The sequence below is a fragment of the Subsaxibacter sp. CAU 1640 genome, from assembly GCF_023156585.1.
In the GTDB taxonomy this organism is placed as follows: Bacteria; Bacteroidota; Bacteroidia; order Flavobacteriales; family Flavobacteriaceae; genus JBPOFM01.
The window spans coordinates 61,917-78,397 of sequence record NZ_JALNMI010000005.1; the positions used below are offsets into that span (position 1 = coordinate 61,917).

General features: G+C 37.8%; 22 protein-coding genes. 9 read left to right on the forward strand and 13 right to left on the reverse strand.

The genetic code is table 11. From position 1 onward, the window contains the following. Positions 1-89 precede the first annotated feature (89 nt). Complete coding sequence (locus M0G43_RS12560) at positions 90-1,376, reverse strand: TolB family protein (RefSeq protein ID WP_248026928.1); 1,287 nt, start codon at positions 1,374-1,376, stop codon at positions 90-92. A gap of 124 nt (positions 1,377-1,500) precedes the next feature. Then, positions 1,501-2,826 (reverse strand): choice-of-anchor L domain-containing protein, encoded by a 1,326-nt coding sequence (locus M0G43_RS12565; RefSeq protein ID WP_248026929.1) that lies wholly within the window; start codon positions 2,824-2,826, stop codon positions 1,501-1,503. Between the two features lie 363 nt (positions 2,827-3,189). Here M0G43_RS12565 and M0G43_RS12570 point away from each other — a divergent pair, with 363 nt between their 5' ends. Further along, a complete protein-coding gene (locus M0G43_RS12570; RefSeq protein WP_248026931.1) occupies positions 3,190-3,588 on the forward strand; it encodes a VOC family protein in 399 nt (132 codons plus the stop codon). A gap of 3 nt (positions 3,589-3,591) precedes the next feature. Beyond that, the gene (locus tag M0G43_RS12575) at positions 3,592-3,750 is read left to right on the forward strand and encodes a hypothetical protein (protein ID WP_248026933.1); all 159 of its coding nucleotides are present in this window, start codon (positions 3,592-3,594) and stop codon (positions 3,748-3,750) included. A 63-nt stretch (positions 3,751-3,813) separates the two neighbouring features. Here M0G43_RS12575 and M0G43_RS12580 read toward each other — a convergent pair whose 3' ends face one another. Next, positions 3,814-4,059, reverse strand: coding sequence for a hypothetical protein (locus M0G43_RS12580; RefSeq protein ID WP_248026934.1), 246 nt, complete (start codon positions 4,057-4,059; stop codon positions 3,814-3,816). A gap of 2 nt (positions 4,060-4,061) precedes the next feature. Further along, entirely contained in the window at positions 4,062-4,199 is a 138-nt protein-coding gene (locus M0G43_RS12585; RefSeq protein WP_248026935.1) for a hypothetical protein, read from the reverse strand. A gap of 358 nt (positions 4,200-4,557) precedes the next feature. On the opposite strand from M0G43_RS12585, the gene M0G43_RS15795 reads away from it, so the two are divergent. Then, positions 4,558-4,689 carry a hypothetical protein gene (locus M0G43_RS15795; protein ID WP_262917179.1) on the forward strand — a complete coding sequence of 44 codons (132 nt, stop codon included), beginning with the start codon at positions 4,558-4,560 and terminating at the stop codon, positions 4,687-4,689. Between the two features lie 28 nt (positions 4,690-4,717). On the opposite strand, the gene M0G43_RS12590 is transcribed toward M0G43_RS15795, so the two are convergent. After that, on the reverse strand, positions 4,718-5,110 hold the full coding sequence (locus M0G43_RS12590; protein WP_248027695.1) for a hypothetical protein: 393 nt from the start codon (positions 5,108-5,110) through the stop codon (positions 4,718-4,720). Between the two features lie 124 nt (positions 5,111-5,234). On the opposite strand from M0G43_RS12590, the gene M0G43_RS12595 reads away from it, so the two are divergent. Beyond that, positions 5,235-5,672 (forward strand): Lrp/AsnC family transcriptional regulator, encoded by a 438-nt coding sequence (locus tag M0G43_RS12595; protein WP_248026936.1) that lies wholly within the window; start codon positions 5,235-5,237, stop codon positions 5,670-5,672. A 42-nt stretch (positions 5,673-5,714) separates the two neighbouring features. Here M0G43_RS12595 and M0G43_RS12600 read toward each other — a convergent pair whose 3' ends face one another. Genes M0G43_RS12600 through M0G43_RS12610 form a run of 3 tightly spaced genes read right to left on the reverse strand, consistent with a single transcriptional unit; the run spans position 5,715 to position 8,506 of the window. Continuing rightward, positions 5,715-6,284 (reverse strand): hypothetical protein, encoded by a 570-nt coding sequence (locus M0G43_RS12600; protein WP_248026937.1) that lies wholly within the window; start codon positions 6,282-6,284, stop codon positions 5,715-5,717. A gap of 10 nt (positions 6,285-6,294) precedes the next feature. Further along, positions 6,295-7,272, reverse strand: a complete 978-nt coding sequence (locus tag M0G43_RS12605; RefSeq protein ID WP_248026938.1) for a YpdA family putative bacillithiol disulfide reductase — start codon at positions 7,270-7,272, stop codon at positions 6,295-6,297. Position 7,273: 1 nt separating this feature from the next. Continuing rightward, positions 7,274-8,506, reverse strand: a complete 1,233-nt coding sequence (locus M0G43_RS12610) for an MDR family MFS transporter (protein ID WP_248026939.1) — start codon at positions 8,504-8,506, stop codon at positions 7,274-7,276. A gap of 232 nt (positions 8,507-8,738) precedes the next feature. Here M0G43_RS12610 and M0G43_RS12615 point away from each other — a divergent pair, with 232 nt between their 5' ends. Then, positions 8,739-9,344: a DUF1684 domain-containing protein gene (locus M0G43_RS12615; RefSeq protein WP_248026941.1), complete on the forward strand. Its 606-nt coding sequence runs from the start codon at positions 8,739-8,741 to the stop codon at positions 9,342-9,344. Here M0G43_RS12615 and M0G43_RS12620 read toward each other — a convergent pair. The 4 genes from M0G43_RS12620 to M0G43_RS12635 form a co-directional block, all read right to left on the reverse strand. Next, complete coding sequence (locus M0G43_RS12620; protein WP_248026943.1) at positions 9,341-10,573, reverse strand: ammonium transporter; 1,233 nt, start codon at positions 10,571-10,573, stop codon at positions 9,341-9,343. The two genes, M0G43_RS12615 and M0G43_RS12620, sit on opposite strands and share 4 nt — an antisense overlap. A gap of 9 nt (positions 10,574-10,582) precedes the next feature. Next, positions 10,583-10,921 carry a P-II family nitrogen regulator gene (locus M0G43_RS12625; protein ID WP_248026944.1) on the reverse strand — a complete coding sequence of 113 codons (339 nt, stop codon included), beginning with the start codon at positions 10,919-10,921 and terminating at the stop codon, positions 10,583-10,585. 133 nt (positions 10,922-11,054) lie between these two features. Continuing rightward, entirely contained in the window at positions 11,055-11,420 is a 366-nt protein-coding gene (crcB, locus tag M0G43_RS12630) for a fluoride efflux transporter CrcB (RefSeq protein WP_248026945.1), read from the reverse strand. Further along, positions 11,417-12,460, reverse strand: a complete 1,044-nt coding sequence (locus M0G43_RS12635) for an SRPBCC family protein (RefSeq protein ID WP_248026946.1) — start codon at positions 12,458-12,460, stop codon at positions 11,417-11,419. Before M0G43_RS12635 ends, crcB begins: the two co-directional genes overlap by 4 nt. A 606-nt stretch (positions 12,461-13,066) precedes the next feature. Here M0G43_RS12635 and M0G43_RS12645 point away from each other — a divergent pair. Continuing rightward, a complete protein-coding gene (locus tag M0G43_RS12645; protein ID WP_248026948.1) occupies positions 13,067-13,453 on the forward strand; it encodes a nucleoside triphosphate pyrophosphohydrolase family protein in 387 nt (128 codons plus the stop codon). An 84-nt stretch (positions 13,454-13,537) separates the two neighbouring features. Here M0G43_RS12645 and M0G43_RS12650 read toward each other — a convergent pair whose 3' ends face one another. After that, complete coding sequence (locus M0G43_RS12650) at positions 13,538-14,605, reverse strand: branched-chain amino acid aminotransferase (protein WP_248026949.1); 1,068 nt, start codon at positions 14,603-14,605, stop codon at positions 13,538-13,540. A gap of 115 nt (positions 14,606-14,720) precedes the next feature. On the opposite strand from M0G43_RS12650, the gene M0G43_RS12655 reads away from it, so the two are divergent. Genes M0G43_RS12655 through mnmD form a run of 3 tightly spaced genes read left to right on the forward strand, consistent with a single transcriptional unit; the run spans position 14,721 to position 16,389 of the window. After that, complete coding sequence (locus M0G43_RS12655) at positions 14,721-15,227, forward strand: DUF4920 domain-containing protein (RefSeq protein WP_248026950.1); 507 nt, start codon at positions 14,721-14,723, stop codon at positions 15,225-15,227. Positions 15,228-15,239: 12 nt separating this feature from the next. Further along, a complete protein-coding gene (locus M0G43_RS12660; RefSeq protein ID WP_248026951.1) occupies positions 15,240-15,680 on the forward strand; it encodes a hypothetical protein in 441 nt (146 codons plus the stop codon). Between the two features lies 1 nt (position 15,681). Continuing rightward, on the forward strand, positions 15,682-16,389 hold the full coding sequence (gene mnmD, locus M0G43_RS12665; RefSeq protein ID WP_248026952.1) for a tRNA (5-methylaminomethyl-2-thiouridine)(34)-methyltransferase MnmD: 708 nt from the start codon (positions 15,682-15,684) through the stop codon (positions 16,387-16,389). Positions 16,390-16,481: the final 92 nt, after the last annotated feature.

Consider the following 16,481-nt stretch of genomic DNA (forward strand, 5'->3'; position numbering starts at 1 on the left):
AAAAATCTAAAGCAACCCCACAACCTTATGGACTAAAGTTGTGGGTGAATATTTGCATAATGCACTTTGAATAATATCAATAGGATATATCATTCCAGTACATCCATCATAGAGTCATTGCCAGTAGTATCAGTAATTTGTTGCAAATCATTGCCATTGGCATCAATACTCCATATGTTGACGTTGCCTTGGCCATTTTCCTGGCCGCTCCATGCTATGCGCGACCCATTGGCATAATAATGTGGCTGTAATGGTGGTAGCGATTGTGGCGAAATATCAAGGAATAACAGTAACGGTTGAGAACCATCGGTCAAGTTGATACGGTAAATGCCACGTTCTTCTTCGCTCGAAGCTGAAAAAATAATATCTTCTCCGTCTGGAGACCAATCTAAACCTTCATTGTAACTTGCAATTGGTAGCGTTGTAAAATCTGAAATAAATCCATTTGCAGGGTTAAGAATGGAAAGTTTGGTGGTTACAGTATAAGAACCGCCAGGTAAGTATTCGTAATGCTGCCTAAAGAATGCAATGTCGCCTGTAACGGGCGAAACGGTAAAATCTCTAACCGTATCTTCGAGTTGATAGAGATTTGTTAAAAAATTGAATTCGCCAGTTTCAAGGTTATAGGCTCCTATATCTTTGCGCAAACTGCCATTTGGGTTTTCAGGTTGTATGGGATTGGCACGTTGTAGATAAAGCGTCTGACTATCTGTTGAAAATCGAGGCAGGAAATCGCCATCGGCATCACTTTGAACCACAGTAGTTTCACCCGTCTCACATCGTTTAACATACATAGTATAACCGCTTCCACTAATTAGTTTGTTATAGGCTATCCACTGTCCGTTAGGTGATATCGCTACACTCAAACCGTCTGCGTCTAAAGATTGGGGGGAAGAGCCGTCAAAATTGCAAACATAAAATGATGAACCGTATTTATAGACTAATTTTGGTTGGTCAAAGCAACCCAAATCATCACCTGGGTCAACAAAACCCACAACGGTAAAACTCATGGACTTGGTAGCAATAATATTGTTGTCAACATCAAGAACCTGTACGGTTATTTGTTCATCACCGGCGGTACGTCCATAGCAGCGTATGGTGGTATCGGCCACAGTAGGGCTGGGTAATAGGTTTGTGCCATCAGAAAGTTCACCTCGTTCTGTGTTCAAAAGCCACACATAAGAGAGGTTTGCCATATCACCTTCATAACCCTCAACGGTTGCAGTAAAGGTGGCATAATTATTAATGGCGAGGTTATCATCGCTTAAGCCATTGGCTTCAAGGGTTACGGAAACCTGACTGTCGCTGCTGTCTTCATTTGAACAAGAAACACTGATGAGAAGTGTAAATACGAGAAGTAATCTAAATAATTTCATGGATATATAATTTGATTTATACATCCATCGATGATGTAGGAAAATGTCATCAAAAAATTCAAAAAAAAATCTACAACCTCCTAGTTAAAGCTGTAGATTTTTTTTATGTGGGTTTGTAGAACTCTTACTTCACAACCCTTCTAAAGGTGCTACCATTATCGGTCACCACATTTACAAGATACAATCCCGAACCATGGTTCGAAAAATCAACAGTAGTGCTCATAGAATTTTGAACGTTTTGAGAGCTCAACAACTGACCGTTCATAGCATAGATATTCACTTTTTGAATGTTGGACAATCCATCAATATGAAGCACATCAGTCACAGGATTAGGATATAGTTTGGCAATGCCATTATCAACTTCCTCAACACCTAATAGATCACTATCAATTGTAATCATGAATTCTGTAGTGATACTGTGGCCCGTGTAAGGATTGCGCATACTTACATAAATGCTTTCTAGATCGGTTGTGTTTTGATACGCCTGCGGATTGGCAATCGGGTTTACTTGCGCTTCAGCATCAGCTTGGGTAAGATAATAGTTAAAATCAAATGTGTACACCGCTGTATTGATAGCACCAAGCATCAACGCTTCATTGACGGTCAAATCAAAGATTTCATAACCGTTCATATCAGTATCTTCAATGACTAAATCCATTGGTTCTTGGTCCACAACAGGATAAGCACCAAAAGAACTATTGCGTACAAAAAGGGCGCTGTCCCACACCGCATCGTTCTGATCTGCCACTACAATTTTTACTGTATAACTATCACCAATGGTCAAATTCCCTGTCAACTCAAACACCACTGTTTGACCACCAAAACCGACACTGTTATAACCAGCAAAATAGGCAGTGTTGGCAGGGCAGTTGGTGTTATCGTTCACACTTGTAACCGAAATAGGAGTGGTAGTACCTGGCACCATGGCAAGGTTTTTAGAAACGCCTGTAGTGTTATTGCGTATGATGAATGCAAAGGTATCAGACCATTGACATTCACTGTTGCCGTCATATTCTTCAGATGCCATCATAAAGTCAAAACTAATGGCAGGAACTTCTGCCACAAAGTCAAATTGCAAAGAAGAGGCGTTGAATAAATTAGTCAAACCGGTTAAGTTGCTCAATTCCGTATCTCCAGGCCAACTCTGTCCACCCGTACTGATTAGGGTGGTTGGTAAACCTACAATACCGTTTGCTGCGCCATTAGATAAGATAACACCATCGGTGAATGGAACGATGTTCGCATCAGTACAATTAAAGGTCGAAATACTATTGGGACCCGAAAACTGATTGCCATTCATCATACCAAAATTGGTGGCAGGGAAGTTAGGGTTTCCAATAAGATTATTTTGAATCAACACTTGAGCTGGAATCGGACCTTCAACCGTGATTTGCGCAAAAGAGGTATAGAATCCAAAAGAAAATATAAATAGGAGTAGAGATCTTTTCATAGAATTATTTGCTTAAATTAATGTGGTTAAATTAAGCATTTTAAAATAATTAATAAAAGTTATATGTAAATAATGATTTGTAAAAGAAGAACTTATATAATGATGACAATTAGCATTTGTTCCGATTAATATACAATAGCATTTAAAAGTGACCAATAATGGTCATGCAATGGCTGCAGCACAAAATTCACACGTCTATAAGTGCTGCAGCTTTTTTTAATTACTTCTAAAATATCTAATGGTCTAAAGTGTCTAACAAGTCTAACCATCTGACAAGTCTAAATACAAAAGCATCAATATTTAAAGTAAACGCGTCAACAGAAAAAGTAAGTGTATTGTATCTTGTATCAAAACATTATAATTATGGAAGTACAAGCATATTTAGCCTTTAGAGGCAACTGTCAAGAAGCATTGAACTATTACGGCGAACTCTTCAACGCCGAAGTGAGAAACAAACAGACGTATGAAGGTAAAAACATCGATGTGCCTGAAAACTATCGCAATAAATTACAGCACGCCGAACTACGTGGAAAAGGCGTGAGTTTTATGGCTTACGATGCAGCACCAGATACACCGCTCAACAATGGCAATCAAATACATATGAGTATTGATGTCAAAGAAAAAAATGAGGCGGAAAATCTGTTTAACAAATTATCAAATGGCGGACAAGTTCAGCAAAAATTTGCCGAGCAAGAATGGGGTCATTTTGGAAGATGTTCAGATAAGTTTGGCATCAACTGGATGGTGAACTGTAATTCATAAAAGATGTTACCAAACCTTATTTTTGGTGTTACAAAAACACTCGTGACAAATAGAAAATTACAATTGGCACTCATTGGTTTGCAATTTGGGTATGTCACCTATAAAATGATTGAAGAAAAACGCGCAAAGTCTAAAAAAGACAAGCAGCAATCAGTTTCATAAAAAAAGCCACATTATTTAATATTAATAATGTGGCTTTTTTCTTTTAAAGAGTTTTTCGATTTTTTAAGACGTCCAACTCTTAATGTCATCTTTAACATCCTGATGGCTACGGTCGGTACGTCGTGCAATACGATTGACCATCGCATCAAAATCGTTGTTGACAAGGTTTACATCGTCATCCTCTAGTTCAGGATATTTTTTACGGTAGTCTGCTTGTATGTTACTCCATCGTCCTTCTAGGCTGTCGTCGGTTGGGTTTAACTTACTGTCTTCAGTATAACCTCTGTGTTTTTTGCTGTCTTCACTCATCATTATTGTTTTTTGGTTTTGTTTGGCTTATAGCCGTCTTTTGTTGAATTGTCTTTTTCACTATGTACCTGCTTGCTGCCTCTAGCATGTTTGGTGCTGGATTCTTTGCGGTCTGTGGCTTTTGTGTTATCAGTTGTCATAATATCTTATTTCTATGAATTGTAAGATAGGGCTTATATCAGAGGGATATTTGCTTATATGATTTGAATTGTGACACTATAACAAAATAGATGTACTATGATGACAAATTATTGAATGCCCCGATGTATGTTTTTAACCTAGTTAAAGGGTAGAATTGTTGTTAGTTAGTAGAAAGGAGGGGTTCACCAGTGAATTCCTCTTTTTTTATGGTCACTTTGGTCGGTATTTTTTGTTTTGAGATGTTGTTTATAGTTGATTATGCGCTTCTTATCTAAAAATTAGACACGGTAACATCACTTGGTGCTAATTTTGGAGTCCCTCATTTACTAAATAATGTTTAACCTAATATCTATGATTATGGAAACTACATTACCTTACCGTTTTGAGAGACGTTCAGATAACTTCTTTGATTGGATGCTAAATCATGTCAAATCTGAAAAGTACCACGAAGCTGAAAGCATCATTGTTCCTTATAAAAAAGCGAGTTAAAATAGATTTCGAGTACTGACTAAAGAGATTACAATGTCAGGGTCCAGGTGTGTTGCAGCTTCTTGAATTTAAGCAATTCACTGCGAAGCATTGGCAAGTAGTCTTTTCCATTACTATTGCAACGTTCCAAACGTTTGCAGCTATGGTATAATCTATTGGTCAAGCGCTCCAAAGATGCAATATGTTTGTGCTTTTTATCTGAATAGCGCTCCAATTCGGCATTTACAATTTCTGGCGCCAAAGAAGAAGATTGTTGTACAATGTCTCCCGAAAAATAGATATCAGTGTCCTCGGTCCCGTCAGGTCTCAAATAAGACAAATCTTGATTGAGGTAGGTAGAAATACTCCTCGATAGAATAATGATTTCGATAGCCTTTTTATAAATAGGCAATTCTGATAGGTGAGATGGGATGTGATACATGTTCTTTAATAGCAAATGAACTCAAAATTAGTGAGTAGTATCGACATAATACTTTCGATTTTAAAGTTAATCATTATATTTGTTTTAATATTTAAGTTTTAAAGGCTTTAAATTTTAAAGAGTTATGGATAATCTTAATTGGAAGATTTTGAAGTGTTTACAAGAAAATGCCAGATATTCAAATGCCGAGATTGGTAGACGAGTGGGCATCACGTCTCCAGCGGTATCAGAACGCATCAAGAAGATGGAAGATGCAGGCATCATAAGGGGGTATCATGCACACATAGCGCCTATCGAAGTGGGTTATCAATTGAAGGCGATTATTACTTTGAGAGCTTTTATGGGCATGCTGAAACCATTCCTTGAAAAGGTAAAAAATTATGATGAGGTACTGAATTGTTATCGCATCACAGGTAATGAAAACATTGTGATGGAAGTGGTACTAAAGAATCAAAAGCATCTGGAGTCATTTATTGACCAACTCATTATTTATGGCGAAACTAAAACACAGATTGTTTTGTCCCACGTAGTGAGTTTTAATGATCTAAAACCGCTTCGATAGTGTTCAGTGAGCAGTGTTCAGTGGAAAATTTGACAATAGTATTTAGAAATCATCGTCGTCGTCGTCGTCGTCATCGTCGTCATCCTCATCCTCTTCATAGTATTCGTCATCTTCGTCATCTTCGTCATCATCATCATCATCATCATCATCATCCGAAAATTCAGAGCCTCTCAACTCAATACCTTCTGGGCTGAAAAGTCCCCAATCATCTTCTTTGTATTTCCAAAGATCAAAGGTTTTAAGCCAATCTTTGAACAACAGTCGCAGCTCTTCAATCTCTTCGTGTAGGATGTCAAGATAGTCAATGTCCTTTAATCCCATATCTTCCATATTATAGGCATAATCACGGAGGTCTCTGGCCGCTCTCCAAACACTCACTGCAGCTTCCATGCGTAAATCATAAGGAAATGCTGAAGTACTTCCATTCTGAACTCCAGCCAAAATGGTCGCGGTACATGCTTTCATGTTGAACAAGTCATCTTCCAATAACTCAAGTTCAATTTCTCTGGCTTGAGGCAAATCGGATTCTTTTATCAACTCAACAAGACTAAAAACAATCTGCTGAATTTCTTGTGCTTTATGATAAATGGGTGTTTGCTCTTCGGGACGCATAAAATCTATTTTACGCAGTGAAATTAACGCTTTCCAAATGATTTGCAATCAATTTTGCATGGATGCGCGAATTTTCAATAAACCATTTATGGGTTTCCATACCGCCACAAATCACGCCAGCGAGATAAAGTCCGTCGACGTTGGTTTCCATCGTTTCTGGGTTGTAAGTTGGCAAGCTCAACCCATCATTAGAAAGTTGTATACCTGCTTTGTCAAGAAATTCAAAATTGGGTTGATAGCCTGTCAATGCCACTACAAAATCATTAGGCACGATTATTTGTCCTTCGGGTGTTTGAATGGTGACATCTTCGGGTTTGATATCTACAATATTCGAATTAAAATAAGCATTGATGCTGCCTTCCTCAATCCGATTCAAAATATCAGGGCGTACCCAGTATTTAACTCGTTCACCTATTTGTTCGCCTCTCACCACCATCGTGACATTACCTCCCTTACGCCAAATTTCCAAAGCAGCATCTACGGAAGAATTACTGGCACCTACCACAAGAACGTTTTGCATTGCATAGCCGTGTGCTTCTTTATAATAATGCACCACTTTTGGAAGCTCTTCTCCAGGAACATTGAGCAAATTAGGAATGTCATAAAATCCAGATGCAATGATAATCTTATTGGCTGTATATTGTTGTTTATTAGTTTTGACAGTAAATAGATCATCTTGTTTCTTAATATTCAACACTTCCTCATACAGATGGATGTTCAATTGGTTGGAAGTGGCAACACGTCTATAATATTCCAAAGCTTCATCTCTATTGGGTTTTGGATTGTTGCTAATAAAAGGGATATTATCAATTTCCAAACGTTCAGATGTTGAGAAAAAGGTCATATTCTTCGGATAATTATAAAGCGAATTGGTCAAAGGACCTTTTTCAATAATAAGATAGTCCCAATGTCTTTTTTTGCATTCCAAGGCGCAGGCAATCCCGATGGGTCCTGCGCCTATAATGATAATTTGTTTTTTCTCGGTCATATTAAACTAACTCTTCTGGTCTATTTGTCATTTTCTTTAGACGAATTAATAACCCAACTCCTACAGCACCTAAAATAGCCATAATAATCCAAGTGGTATCAAATCCGAGGGAATGAATCATATGGAATCCCATGTTATGGGAAAATACATGTGAAATTGAAAATGCGATGCTGTACAATGCCATGTATTCTCCCTTCAAACCTCTTTTGGCTCTATCCAATGAGAACGAGTTCGAAAATGGAAATACAATCATTTCGCCAAAAGTCAGAGCAATCAAACTGATAATTATCAATCCAACCCAAGGATTAATGACCATAAGAACAAAGCCTAAACAGACGAGTATCAGGCCGAAAATCATCAGGCCAATTTTAGTATACTTTGTAGTTTCAAGCCATTTGATGAGAGGCATTTCAAATATAAAAATCAAAATACCATTGAGGGCCATCAATAATCCAATTTCAAACTCGCTCAACCCAACACCTTCTTTATAGAAGTAGGGTATGGTAGATAGAAACTGTAAAAATACCGCACCAAAAATAACCATCGCTATTAAAAAGATGATGTAAGCTCTGTCTGAATAAGCTGATTTTGGATTTTCTGCCACTTCTTCATCAAGAGTCTTTGATTTCTTCGGATGCAATACGTTCAGTAAAACAAAGCTGGCAATGATGCAAGTAATGCCGTCTATCCAGAACAGTCCACCGTAACTCAATGTGGTGATGATCAATCCTCCTATGGCAGGACCAACTGAAAAACCAAGATTAATTGCCAAACGTATCAACGTTACGCTTCTAGTTTTGTTTTCCGGTTTGCTGTAGGCATTCAGTGCTACAAACATGGCAGGACGGAACATATCAGCAACTGTCATCAGCAAGAAAATCCCAATACTGATGCCCCAAAAAGTATCTAAAAGTTGCATACCAACAAACATAAATCCGCTCACCAGTAAACTGATGACCATGACCTTATAAAATCCTATTTGATCCGTTAACTTTCCGCCAAGCCACGAACCAGCAACACTGCCCAATCCAAACGCACTCATGATCCAGCCTACATCTGCTTCAGAAAAGTTAAGGCTGCTCGTAAGGTAGAGCGACAAAAATGGAATAACCATTGTTCCGGCTCGATTGATAAGAGTGATCAGTGCTAGCCACCAAACTTCCTTTGACAGCCCTCGGAATGTATTCACGTATCCGTGTCCGATATTGTAGAATAAAAAGTTGAAAAGTTTCATTTTGATTGATTGGTATAAAATTAAAAAGTCCGATGTTACCATCGGACTTTTATATATTGATTAAACGTATTTTCATATCATCATAACATATAACAAGTCCGACTTCTTCTGCCAGAAGTGGTTCTCTTTTGAGTATATGTGACGATGCAATTACGCATGGTTTGTTTTTTATTGTTCCTCAAAGCTATGGAAAAATATTGAAAGTTGTATTTTTGAGTTCTAATTTTTTGATATGAAGACTGTTTTATCTTTTGTTTTTAGTTTGATTTTTTTATTTAGCTGCGCCCAAAAAAAGCAAAAACCGATGGGTGAAACGGAGTTTCAACGCGAAATTAATGCGGAGTATAAAGATGCTTCCAAGTCGCCTTTAAAGGAAAAAGATTTGAAGAATTTCAAAGGTTTGGAATTTTTCAAGTTTGACTCGGCTTATGTTGTTGCTGCAAAATTCACAAGGACATTAGACGAACAGCCCTTTAAAATGAAAACAACTACTGACAGGCTTCCTGAATACGTGAAGTACGGAGAATTGTCTTTTGAATTAAAAGGAAAAGTTTACAAGCTGAATGTATATCAAAATCAAGATTTAATTAAGAAAGAAGGGTATGAAGATTATCTGTTCTTGCCTTTTTTGGACGATACCAATGGCGATGAAAGCTATGGTGGCGGACGCTATATTGATATGAGAATTCCAGATGGAGACAGTGTCACCATCGATTTCAATTCGGCTTATAACCCGTACTGCGCTTATAATGAAAAATACTCCTGCCCAATTGTGCCAAGGGAAAATTATCTACAAACAGAGGTAAGGGCAGGAGTCAAAAACTATAGAAAACATTAGTGTTCATTCATCCTAAAATCAGGATAGGCATTCATACCGTGTTCGTGAATGTCCAATCCTTCCACTTCTTCTTGGGCTGATACTCTCAAGCCAACGAGTTTTTTCAATGCAAACAGGATGATAAACGATGTAAGGCAACAAAAAGCACCTATGGCCATAATGCCGATCAATTGATTGGTGAGCTGTGACCAACTGGCAAGATTGCCAAAAATTCCAACGGCGAGAGTTCCCCAGATACCGCACACTAAATGCACCGAAACGGCCCCTACAGGGTCATCAAGTCTTAATCTGTCAATAATTGCTACTGCAAACACGATAATGACACCCGAAACAAGACCGATTAAAATAGCATCAACCACACCCATTTGATCAGCTCCTGCGGTGATGCCTACAAGTCCTCCCAAGATACCGTTCAATACCATCGAGAGATCATTTTCTTTATATCTTAAAAAGGAGGTCAATGCTGCGCTGAATCCACCAGCAGCTGCCGCAAGGCAAGTTGTTACCAAAACCAAAGAGGTTGCTCCTGGATCGGCAGATAAGACGGATCCTCCGTTGAAACCAAACCATCCAAACCATAACAGAAATACACCAGCAGTTGCTAGAGGAATATTGTGTCCTGGGATAATACTTATTTTACCTTCCTTGAATTTCCCGATACGAGAACCTAATAGCCAAATGGCAATTAAGGCCCCCCAACCACCTACAGAGTGTACCAAGGTAGAACCAGCAAAATCATAAAAGCCTAAAGTGTTCAAAAAGCCGCCTCCCCATTTCCACATACCAACGATGGGATACACAAGTCCAACATAAATGGTTGAAAATATAAGAAAGGTTGATAGTTTAATACGTTCTGCAACTGCTCCAGAAACTATGGTGGCTGCAGTAGCGGCAAACATGGCTTGGAACAAAAATTCTGTCCAGTAAGTGTATTGCCCATTATAATAGTCGGCTGTCAGTCCATTAGCGGGTAGATTCAAACCAAAAGAGTTGAACCCAATAACGCCACCTGCAAAATCTTCACCTGGATACATTAAACTAAAACCGATAAGTGTATATGTGAGTAGTCCGATAATTACTACCATGACATTTTTAAATAAGATGTTGATGGTGTTTTTGGCACGTGTCAAGCCAATTTCAAGAAGTGAAAACCCAAGATGCATGATGAATACCAAGGCAATACAAATCATCATCCATAAGTTATTGGTCGTAAATAGTGCGTTCTCCATAGTCCTTGATTATTGAAGGGAGTCAAATCCCTTTTCGCGCGTTCTGATACGGTAGGACTCTTCTACTGGTGAAACAATAATTTTTCCGTCTCCTACTTGTCCTGTATAAGCTGAATCTAAAATTGCTTCTACAGTTCTGTCTAAAAACTCATCAGATACGACAATGGAAAGGTATCGTCTTTGTATATCAGATGTACTAAAAGGAACACCTCTATACACATGTCCTGTCTTTTCATTACCAATTCCGGTAACATCCCAATAGCTAAAAAAATTTACTTCGATTGCATGGAGTGCCTTTCTAACATCGTCAAATTTTGACTTTCGAATAATAGCCTCTATTTTTTTCATTGAAAAAAGAATTAGTATCGCTAAAATATAAAAATAGAAGTATAGGCCCGTATAAAATTGGGGGTAAATTTTGAAAATTATATTTTTATCAATTATAGCCCCTTATTTTTGACGGGTATGTATTAAATAAAAACTATTTCACTAAAAAAATACCGGCAAATACAGCAAGAAAGCCTACAATAAAGCTTGCAACCGTATAGATAGCAAAGCTGGTAAAGTCACCAGCCTTTAAAAAGACATGATTTTCATAAGCAAAGGTGGAGAATGTGGTAAAGCCACCACAAAAGCCAGTTGCCAAAAAGAGAATTTGATTTTGGGATAAGGTATTTTGTTTGACTGCCAAACCTAAAATGATACCGATCAATAAACTTCCGATGATATTTGCGGCAAAAGTGCCATAAGGAATTCCTGTTTCAGCATTGTTGAGATATTTGCCAACCAAGAAGCGCAAAACACTCCCGATGCCACCACCAACAAAAACTAAAAGAAGTTGTTTCACAATTGTTCAGTTTCGATGGTATTCTCTTTAATGGGAATGTATATTTCTGTCAAATAATTCGCAGGATTCGGAACACTTCCAGGATCGTTGACGTAGATTTCAAACGGATGTTGTTCAGATTGTTCAAGGTTATTAGCCTTTAAATAGGCCATCGCTTCTTTCCAAGCGGCACCAAGGTTTGAATAATCACCTTTCAAAGTTGCTTTCACCGCTCTCGTTTTTTCAATATAACCGCACAAAATGTTGCTATCATCTGCAACAATTACTTTGTCCCTCACAGGAATGGCATTACTCATAATGACACTGCCATTATCATTCATTTCATTGTAAATTGTGAAAGGCATACCAGTCATAGGAATTTCGTTGGCCTGCATAAAATTCATAATCTCGGCATATTGTCTTGCCATAGTATTGCTTATGTTGGCAGCGGAAGACGACGTGGTTTTATACATATAAAAGCCACCACCATATTCTGTTAAGCCATTGACGTCTACTTTAAATTGTTTCATGCTACTGACAACAATGCTGTCTATCTTCTCAAAGTCACGTTCAAAATGAGGCGCGATCTGTTTTTCCATTCCGCCAGTAAAAGCGGCATATGCCTTAAAGAAAAATGGAAGGTTGTCGCCAGCAATGGTTCTGGTAACATCAGTAGTACCATCGCCATTAGGTTTGAAGGTCCAAATAACATCCGATGGTGGATAGTCACCTATCTGCATTTTTTGTTCGATACGTGTTGGTTCATTGACATTCACAATTTTCATGGTCCCAATTTCTCCATCATCATTCCAGGAATAAGAGCCACCCACACCTTTTGTTTGCTCCGAATAAGTCAAGGTTATTTCAGGATTTTCTTCTAACCAAGAATTCCAAGCTTCCCAATTTTTAAAGTCTACAATATTGTCATAGATCACTGCTGAAGGCGCCTTGATGGTCTTGCTTCGTGTAACTTCAAATGAATTTGGTTGAACAGCAATGTAAATTGAAAGCCCTATAATGGCAATCAATAGTAAGAAAAGGATATATTTTAAAGATTTCATGAATGTCGGGAGTTGTTGATTTTTGTGCCGAAGTATCGGTTGAATCAAAGATACTCAATTTTATGTGATATAGAAACATAAAGCCGACAGTTGAAATAAAATTACTTCAACTATGTTTTAAGAAACAATTGAAATGGTTAAATAAATCAATGTTTATTGATGCTATACTTTAAGAGAAGAAAATTAATAACTAATAAGCCTATAACCAATAACACGATGTCCATCTTTTGAAGGTTTTTAAATACAACTCCAAAAGAAAAAAATGTCATCACATAAAAGCAAACTTTATGACAGCAATAAACAATATGAACGAGATAAAGGCAATAAGCACCCAGACACTGCCTTTGTAATATTTTTTGTGCAATTTTAAATCTTTACGGTAAGTATAGGCCAATGCACTTGCGAAAGCAATTACAAATAAAATCGCAAAAATCAATTGACCGTTTGTAAACATAGTTTATTTTTATGCAAAAATAAGCAATCATAGGTTAAAATAGAGCACAAATGAGTCAATATAGAACTCATTCGCTCTAACCATATGAGTATCTACGTGTAAACGATTACTCACGGTTTCCTAAATTTATAATAATCCTGAAAAATGTAATAATGAAAGACAAAATTGACGCTGTAAAGGCATTTCACACAGCATTTAAAATAGGCCATCGAGAAACGCCTAAAGCCAATTTGGGCATGGAAAAAAATATGCTGCGTTATAAGTTAATGCGTGAAGAAAATGAAGAATACCTGGAAGCAGCCAATAATGATGATTTGGTGGAAGTGGCAGATGCCTTGGGAGATTTGCTGTATATTCTGTGTGGCACTATCATTGAACATGGCTTGCAACACAAAATAGAAGAGGTATTCAATGAGATTCAACGAAGCAATATGAGCAAATTGGGCGAGGATGGTGAGCCTATCTATCGAGAGGATGGGAAAGTGCTTAAAGGTCCCAACTATTTTAAACCGGACATTATCAAAATCCTGAATTCATAAAACAAAAATTCCAACTTGCTACAAGTTGGAATTTTATTAATTATAGCTAATGTTGACTGTTCACTGCCAACTGTAGACTGAACACTATATCTTATATCTCCAGCCATGAGGATCTTCGGCAAGATTATGCTGAATGTTTAGCATTTTTTCTTTGAAGAACGCTGCATAAGAATCCGATTTCAATTCTAATTCAAATATGTCACCTCCGTGTTCAAAGGCCGAGATTGGACTGATGACTGCGGCAGTTCCAGCACCAAAAATTTCTTTCAACGAATCATTTCTAGCAGCTTCTTTGATCTCTTTCACGCTCACTGGTCGCACTTCCACTTTCACATCGCTATCTTTCGCCAATTGAATCACACTTTTCCTAGTGACACCATCTAAGATTCTGTCACTTGTAGGTGCAGTAATTAAAGTGTCATTCACTCTAAAGAAAATATTCATTGTTCCAGCTTCCTCCAAGTTTTCATGAGTGTTGGCATCGGTCCAGATAATTTGCTGAAAGCCTTTTGCTTGTGCCAGTGAAGTTGGGTAAAACTGGGCTGCATAGTTCCCAGCTGCTTTCGCAAATCCCACACCACCATTGGCAGAGCGACTGTATTTTTCAGCGAATAACACTCTCACACCACCTGTGTAATAAGCCTTGGCAGGTGAGCAGATAATCATAAATCGATAGGTAAGTGCTGGTGAAGCCGATATAGCTGGCTCTGTAGCTATCACAAATGGTCTTATGTATAACGAGTTTCCTTTCCCGCTTTTAATCCAGTCTTTGTCCATGTTCAATATGGTGGTCAATCCTTCAAAGAAATACTCTTTTGGAAATTCAGGAATAGCCAATCTGGCAGCAGATTTATTAATACGTTCGTAGTTTTCTTCCGGTCTGAATAAAAAGGCATTACCGTCTTCATCTTTATATGCCTTCATTCCTTCAAACACTGCTTGTCCATAATGGAAGACACGTGCAGAAGGCTCAAAAGTCATAGGTCCATAAGGCACAATCTTTGGTTGTTGCCATTGGCCATCTTTATAATCACAATAAAACATGTGGTCTGTGAAAGTTCTACCGAATACTAGGTTTTCAAAATCAACCGTTTCCAACTTTGATGTATTGGATTTTACGATATCGATTTCGTAAGTTGCAAGTTTTGTCATTTCATTTTTGTTTCTGCTGCAAAAGTACTCAAATAAACCAGTTAAAAAAACCCAAATGCATTTTTAAAAAAATGGTATCTTTGTGGCTTATAAATTTTTAAAATTCGAACCTATTATGAAATATATAGTATCCATTTTAGCCCTTGCCATCATGGTGGTTTCTTGTAAAGACAAAGAGCAAAAAGTTGAAGAACAAGAAGTTGTTAAAGAAGAAATCGCATACGCTTCTTTTGGCGATAAGATTGATGATTCTAATGTGTTGAGCACAAAAGAAATGACAGAGAAATTCAACAGTATGAAAGTTGGCGATACGGTGAATACCAAAATGGCTGCTACGGTTAATGAAGTGTGCCAAATGAAAGGTTGCTGGATGACACTGGAGCTTGAAAATGGTGAAGAAGCGATGGTTAAATTCAAAGACTATGCCTTCTTTATGCCAAAAAATATTTCAGGAAAAGAAGTGATTGTGAACGGTAAGGCATATGTGAATGAAGTACCGGTAGAAGAGCAACGTCACTACGCTGAAGATGCAGGAAAATCTGCCGAAGAAGTAGCTGCCATTACTGAAGCAAAAAAGACCTTCTCTTTTGAGGCAGATGGTGTTCTAATCCGAGAGAACTAACATAATCTCTTGATGAAACATAGCCTTTGGTTGATGGTTTTTACCTTGATGTTGCTCTCTTGCAAAGAATCAACATCCGAGGAAGCGGTTGCCCAAAACGAACCTTTTGAATATGATATGTACGTGCCTTCAGAGATGGCAAATCTAATGAATGATATGTACGACCATAATCTTCAAATCAAACAGGATATTCTTGATGGTAAACAACCTAAAGAGTTTCCAGAAGAGTTTCTAAAAATTCATTCTGCGGAATTTACCAAAGGAAAAGGTCGTAACGAAACCTTCGACAACTTTTCAAAGCTCTATATTTCTACTCAAAAGGAAATTTACAACCCAGATTCTGAAGTGGATTTAAAATCGCGTTTCAACAGCTCCATCAATCTGTGCATTTCTTGTCACCAAACTGAATGTACAGGGCCCATTTCAAGAATCAAAAAACTAATCATCCAATAGTTTGGAACGTCGCATCGTCATTACGGCCGATGGTTCAAAGACCATTCACTTGGTCGATTTGAATGAACATTACCACTCCATTCACGGTGCCATACAGGAAGCAAAACATGTATTTATCAAGCATGGTTTACTTTTTTTTAAGGATACTTTTGTCACTTCGAGCGCAGTCGAGAAGTTTTCACATTACATTCATATTCTAGAAATCGGTTTGGGCACAGGGTTAAATGCCTATTTGACATTTTTGGAATCTGAAAAGCTGAATGTGTCCATCGATTATACAGGTGTGGAAGCATACCCAATTACTTCGGAAGAACTTCAGGCGCTTAATTATTCGGAAGCTTTGAATATGGATAGTGATAAGGTGTTTCAGCAAATTCATCAAGTAACTTGCGAAGAGAAACATACTTTAGTGCCTCAATTTTCTTTGACAAAACAAACCAAGTTCTTCTCGGACATCAATGACCAAGAACTGTATGATATTATTTACTTTGATGCCTTTGGTGCGAGGGTACAACCAGAACTATGGACGGAAGATATCTTCCAAAAGATGTACAACGCACTAAAACCAAACGGCATCCTGGTCACCTATTCCGCAAAAGGCAGCGTGCGACGCGCGATGCTGGCCGTAGGCTTCCAAGTTGAAAAACTCCCTGGCCCTCCAGGTAAGAGAGAAATGCTTCGTGCCAGAAAAGGCTCATCAAATCTGTAGACTATATAAATCTCCTATTTCCAAAATTTAGTTAATTCTGTTAAAGCTACATTAAAGTCAATCTAATTGGTGATACGAATGATTAACTTTAT

Excerpts from the sequence above, each read along its gene's own strand:
- M0G43_RS12655 (WP_248026950.1), top strand. The coding sequence starts at position 14,721 with ATGAAATATATAGTATCCATTTTAGCCCTTGCCATCATGGTGGTTTCT.
- M0G43_RS12560 (WP_248026928.1), bottom strand. The coding sequence starts at position 1,376 with ATGAAATTATTTAGATTACTTCTCGTATTTACACTTCTCATCAGTGTT.
- M0G43_RS12565 (WP_248026929.1), bottom strand. The coding sequence starts at position 2,826 with ATGAAAAGATCTCTACTCCTATTTATATTTTCTTTTGGATTCTATACC.
- M0G43_RS12610 (WP_248026939.1), bottom strand. The coding sequence starts at position 8,506 with ATGAAACTTTTCAACTTTTTATTCTACAATATCGGACACGGATACGTG.
- M0G43_RS12570 (WP_248026931.1), top strand. The coding sequence starts at position 3,190 with ATGGAAGTACAAGCATATTTAGCCTTTAGAGGCAACTGTCAAGAAGCA.
- M0G43_RS12620 (WP_248026943.1), bottom strand. The coding sequence starts at position 10,573 with ATGGAGAACGCACTATTTACGACCAATAACTTATGGATGATGATTTGT.
- M0G43_RS12625 (WP_248026944.1), bottom strand. The coding sequence starts at position 10,921 with ATGAAAAAAATAGAGGCTATTATTCGAAAGTCAAAATTTGACGATGTT.
- M0G43_RS12575 (WP_248026933.1), top strand. The coding sequence starts at position 3,592 with ATGTTACCAAACCTTATTTTTGGTGTTACAAAAACACTCGTGACAAAT.
- M0G43_RS12615 (WP_248026941.1), top strand. The coding sequence starts at position 8,739 with ATGAAGACTGTTTTATCTTTTGTTTTTAGTTTGATTTTTTTATTTAGC.
- M0G43_RS12585 (WP_248026935.1), bottom strand. The coding sequence starts at position 4,199 with ATGACAACTGATAACACAAAAGCCACAGACCGCAAAGAATCCAGCACC.
- M0G43_RS12595 (WP_248026936.1), top strand. The coding sequence starts at position 5,235 with ATGGATAATCTTAATTGGAAGATTTTGAAGTGTTTACAAGAAAATGCC.
- M0G43_RS15795 (WP_262917179.1), top strand. The coding sequence starts at position 4,558 with ATGGAAACTACATTACCTTACCGTTTTGAGAGACGTTCAGATAACTTC.
- M0G43_RS12635 (WP_248026946.1), bottom strand. The coding sequence starts at position 12,460 with ATGAAATCTTTAAAATATATCCTTTTCTTACTATTGATTGCCATTATA.
- M0G43_RS12605 (WP_248026938.1), bottom strand. The coding sequence starts at position 7,272 with ATGACCGAGAAAAAACAAATTATCATTATAGGCGCAGGACCCATCGGG.
- M0G43_RS12590 (WP_248027695.1), bottom strand. The coding sequence starts at position 5,110 with ATGTATCACATCCCATCTCACCTATCAGAATTGCCTATTTATAAAAAG.
- M0G43_RS12600 (WP_248026937.1), bottom strand. The coding sequence starts at position 6,284 with ATGCGTCCCGAAGAGCAAACACCCATTTATCATAAAGCACAAGAAATT.
- M0G43_RS12660 (WP_248026951.1), top strand. The coding sequence starts at position 15,240 with ATGAAACATAGCCTTTGGTTGATGGTTTTTACCTTGATGTTGCTCTCT.
- M0G43_RS12580 (WP_248026934.1), bottom strand. The coding sequence starts at position 4,059 with ATGAGTGAAGACAGCAAAAAACACAGAGGTTATACTGAAGACAGTAAG.
- M0G43_RS12650 (WP_248026949.1), bottom strand. The coding sequence starts at position 14,605 with ATGACAAAACTTGCAACTTACGAAATCGATATCGTAAAATCCAATACA.
- M0G43_RS12645 (WP_248026948.1), top strand. The coding sequence starts at position 13,067 with ATGAAAGACAAAATTGACGCTGTAAAGGCATTTCACACAGCATTTAAA.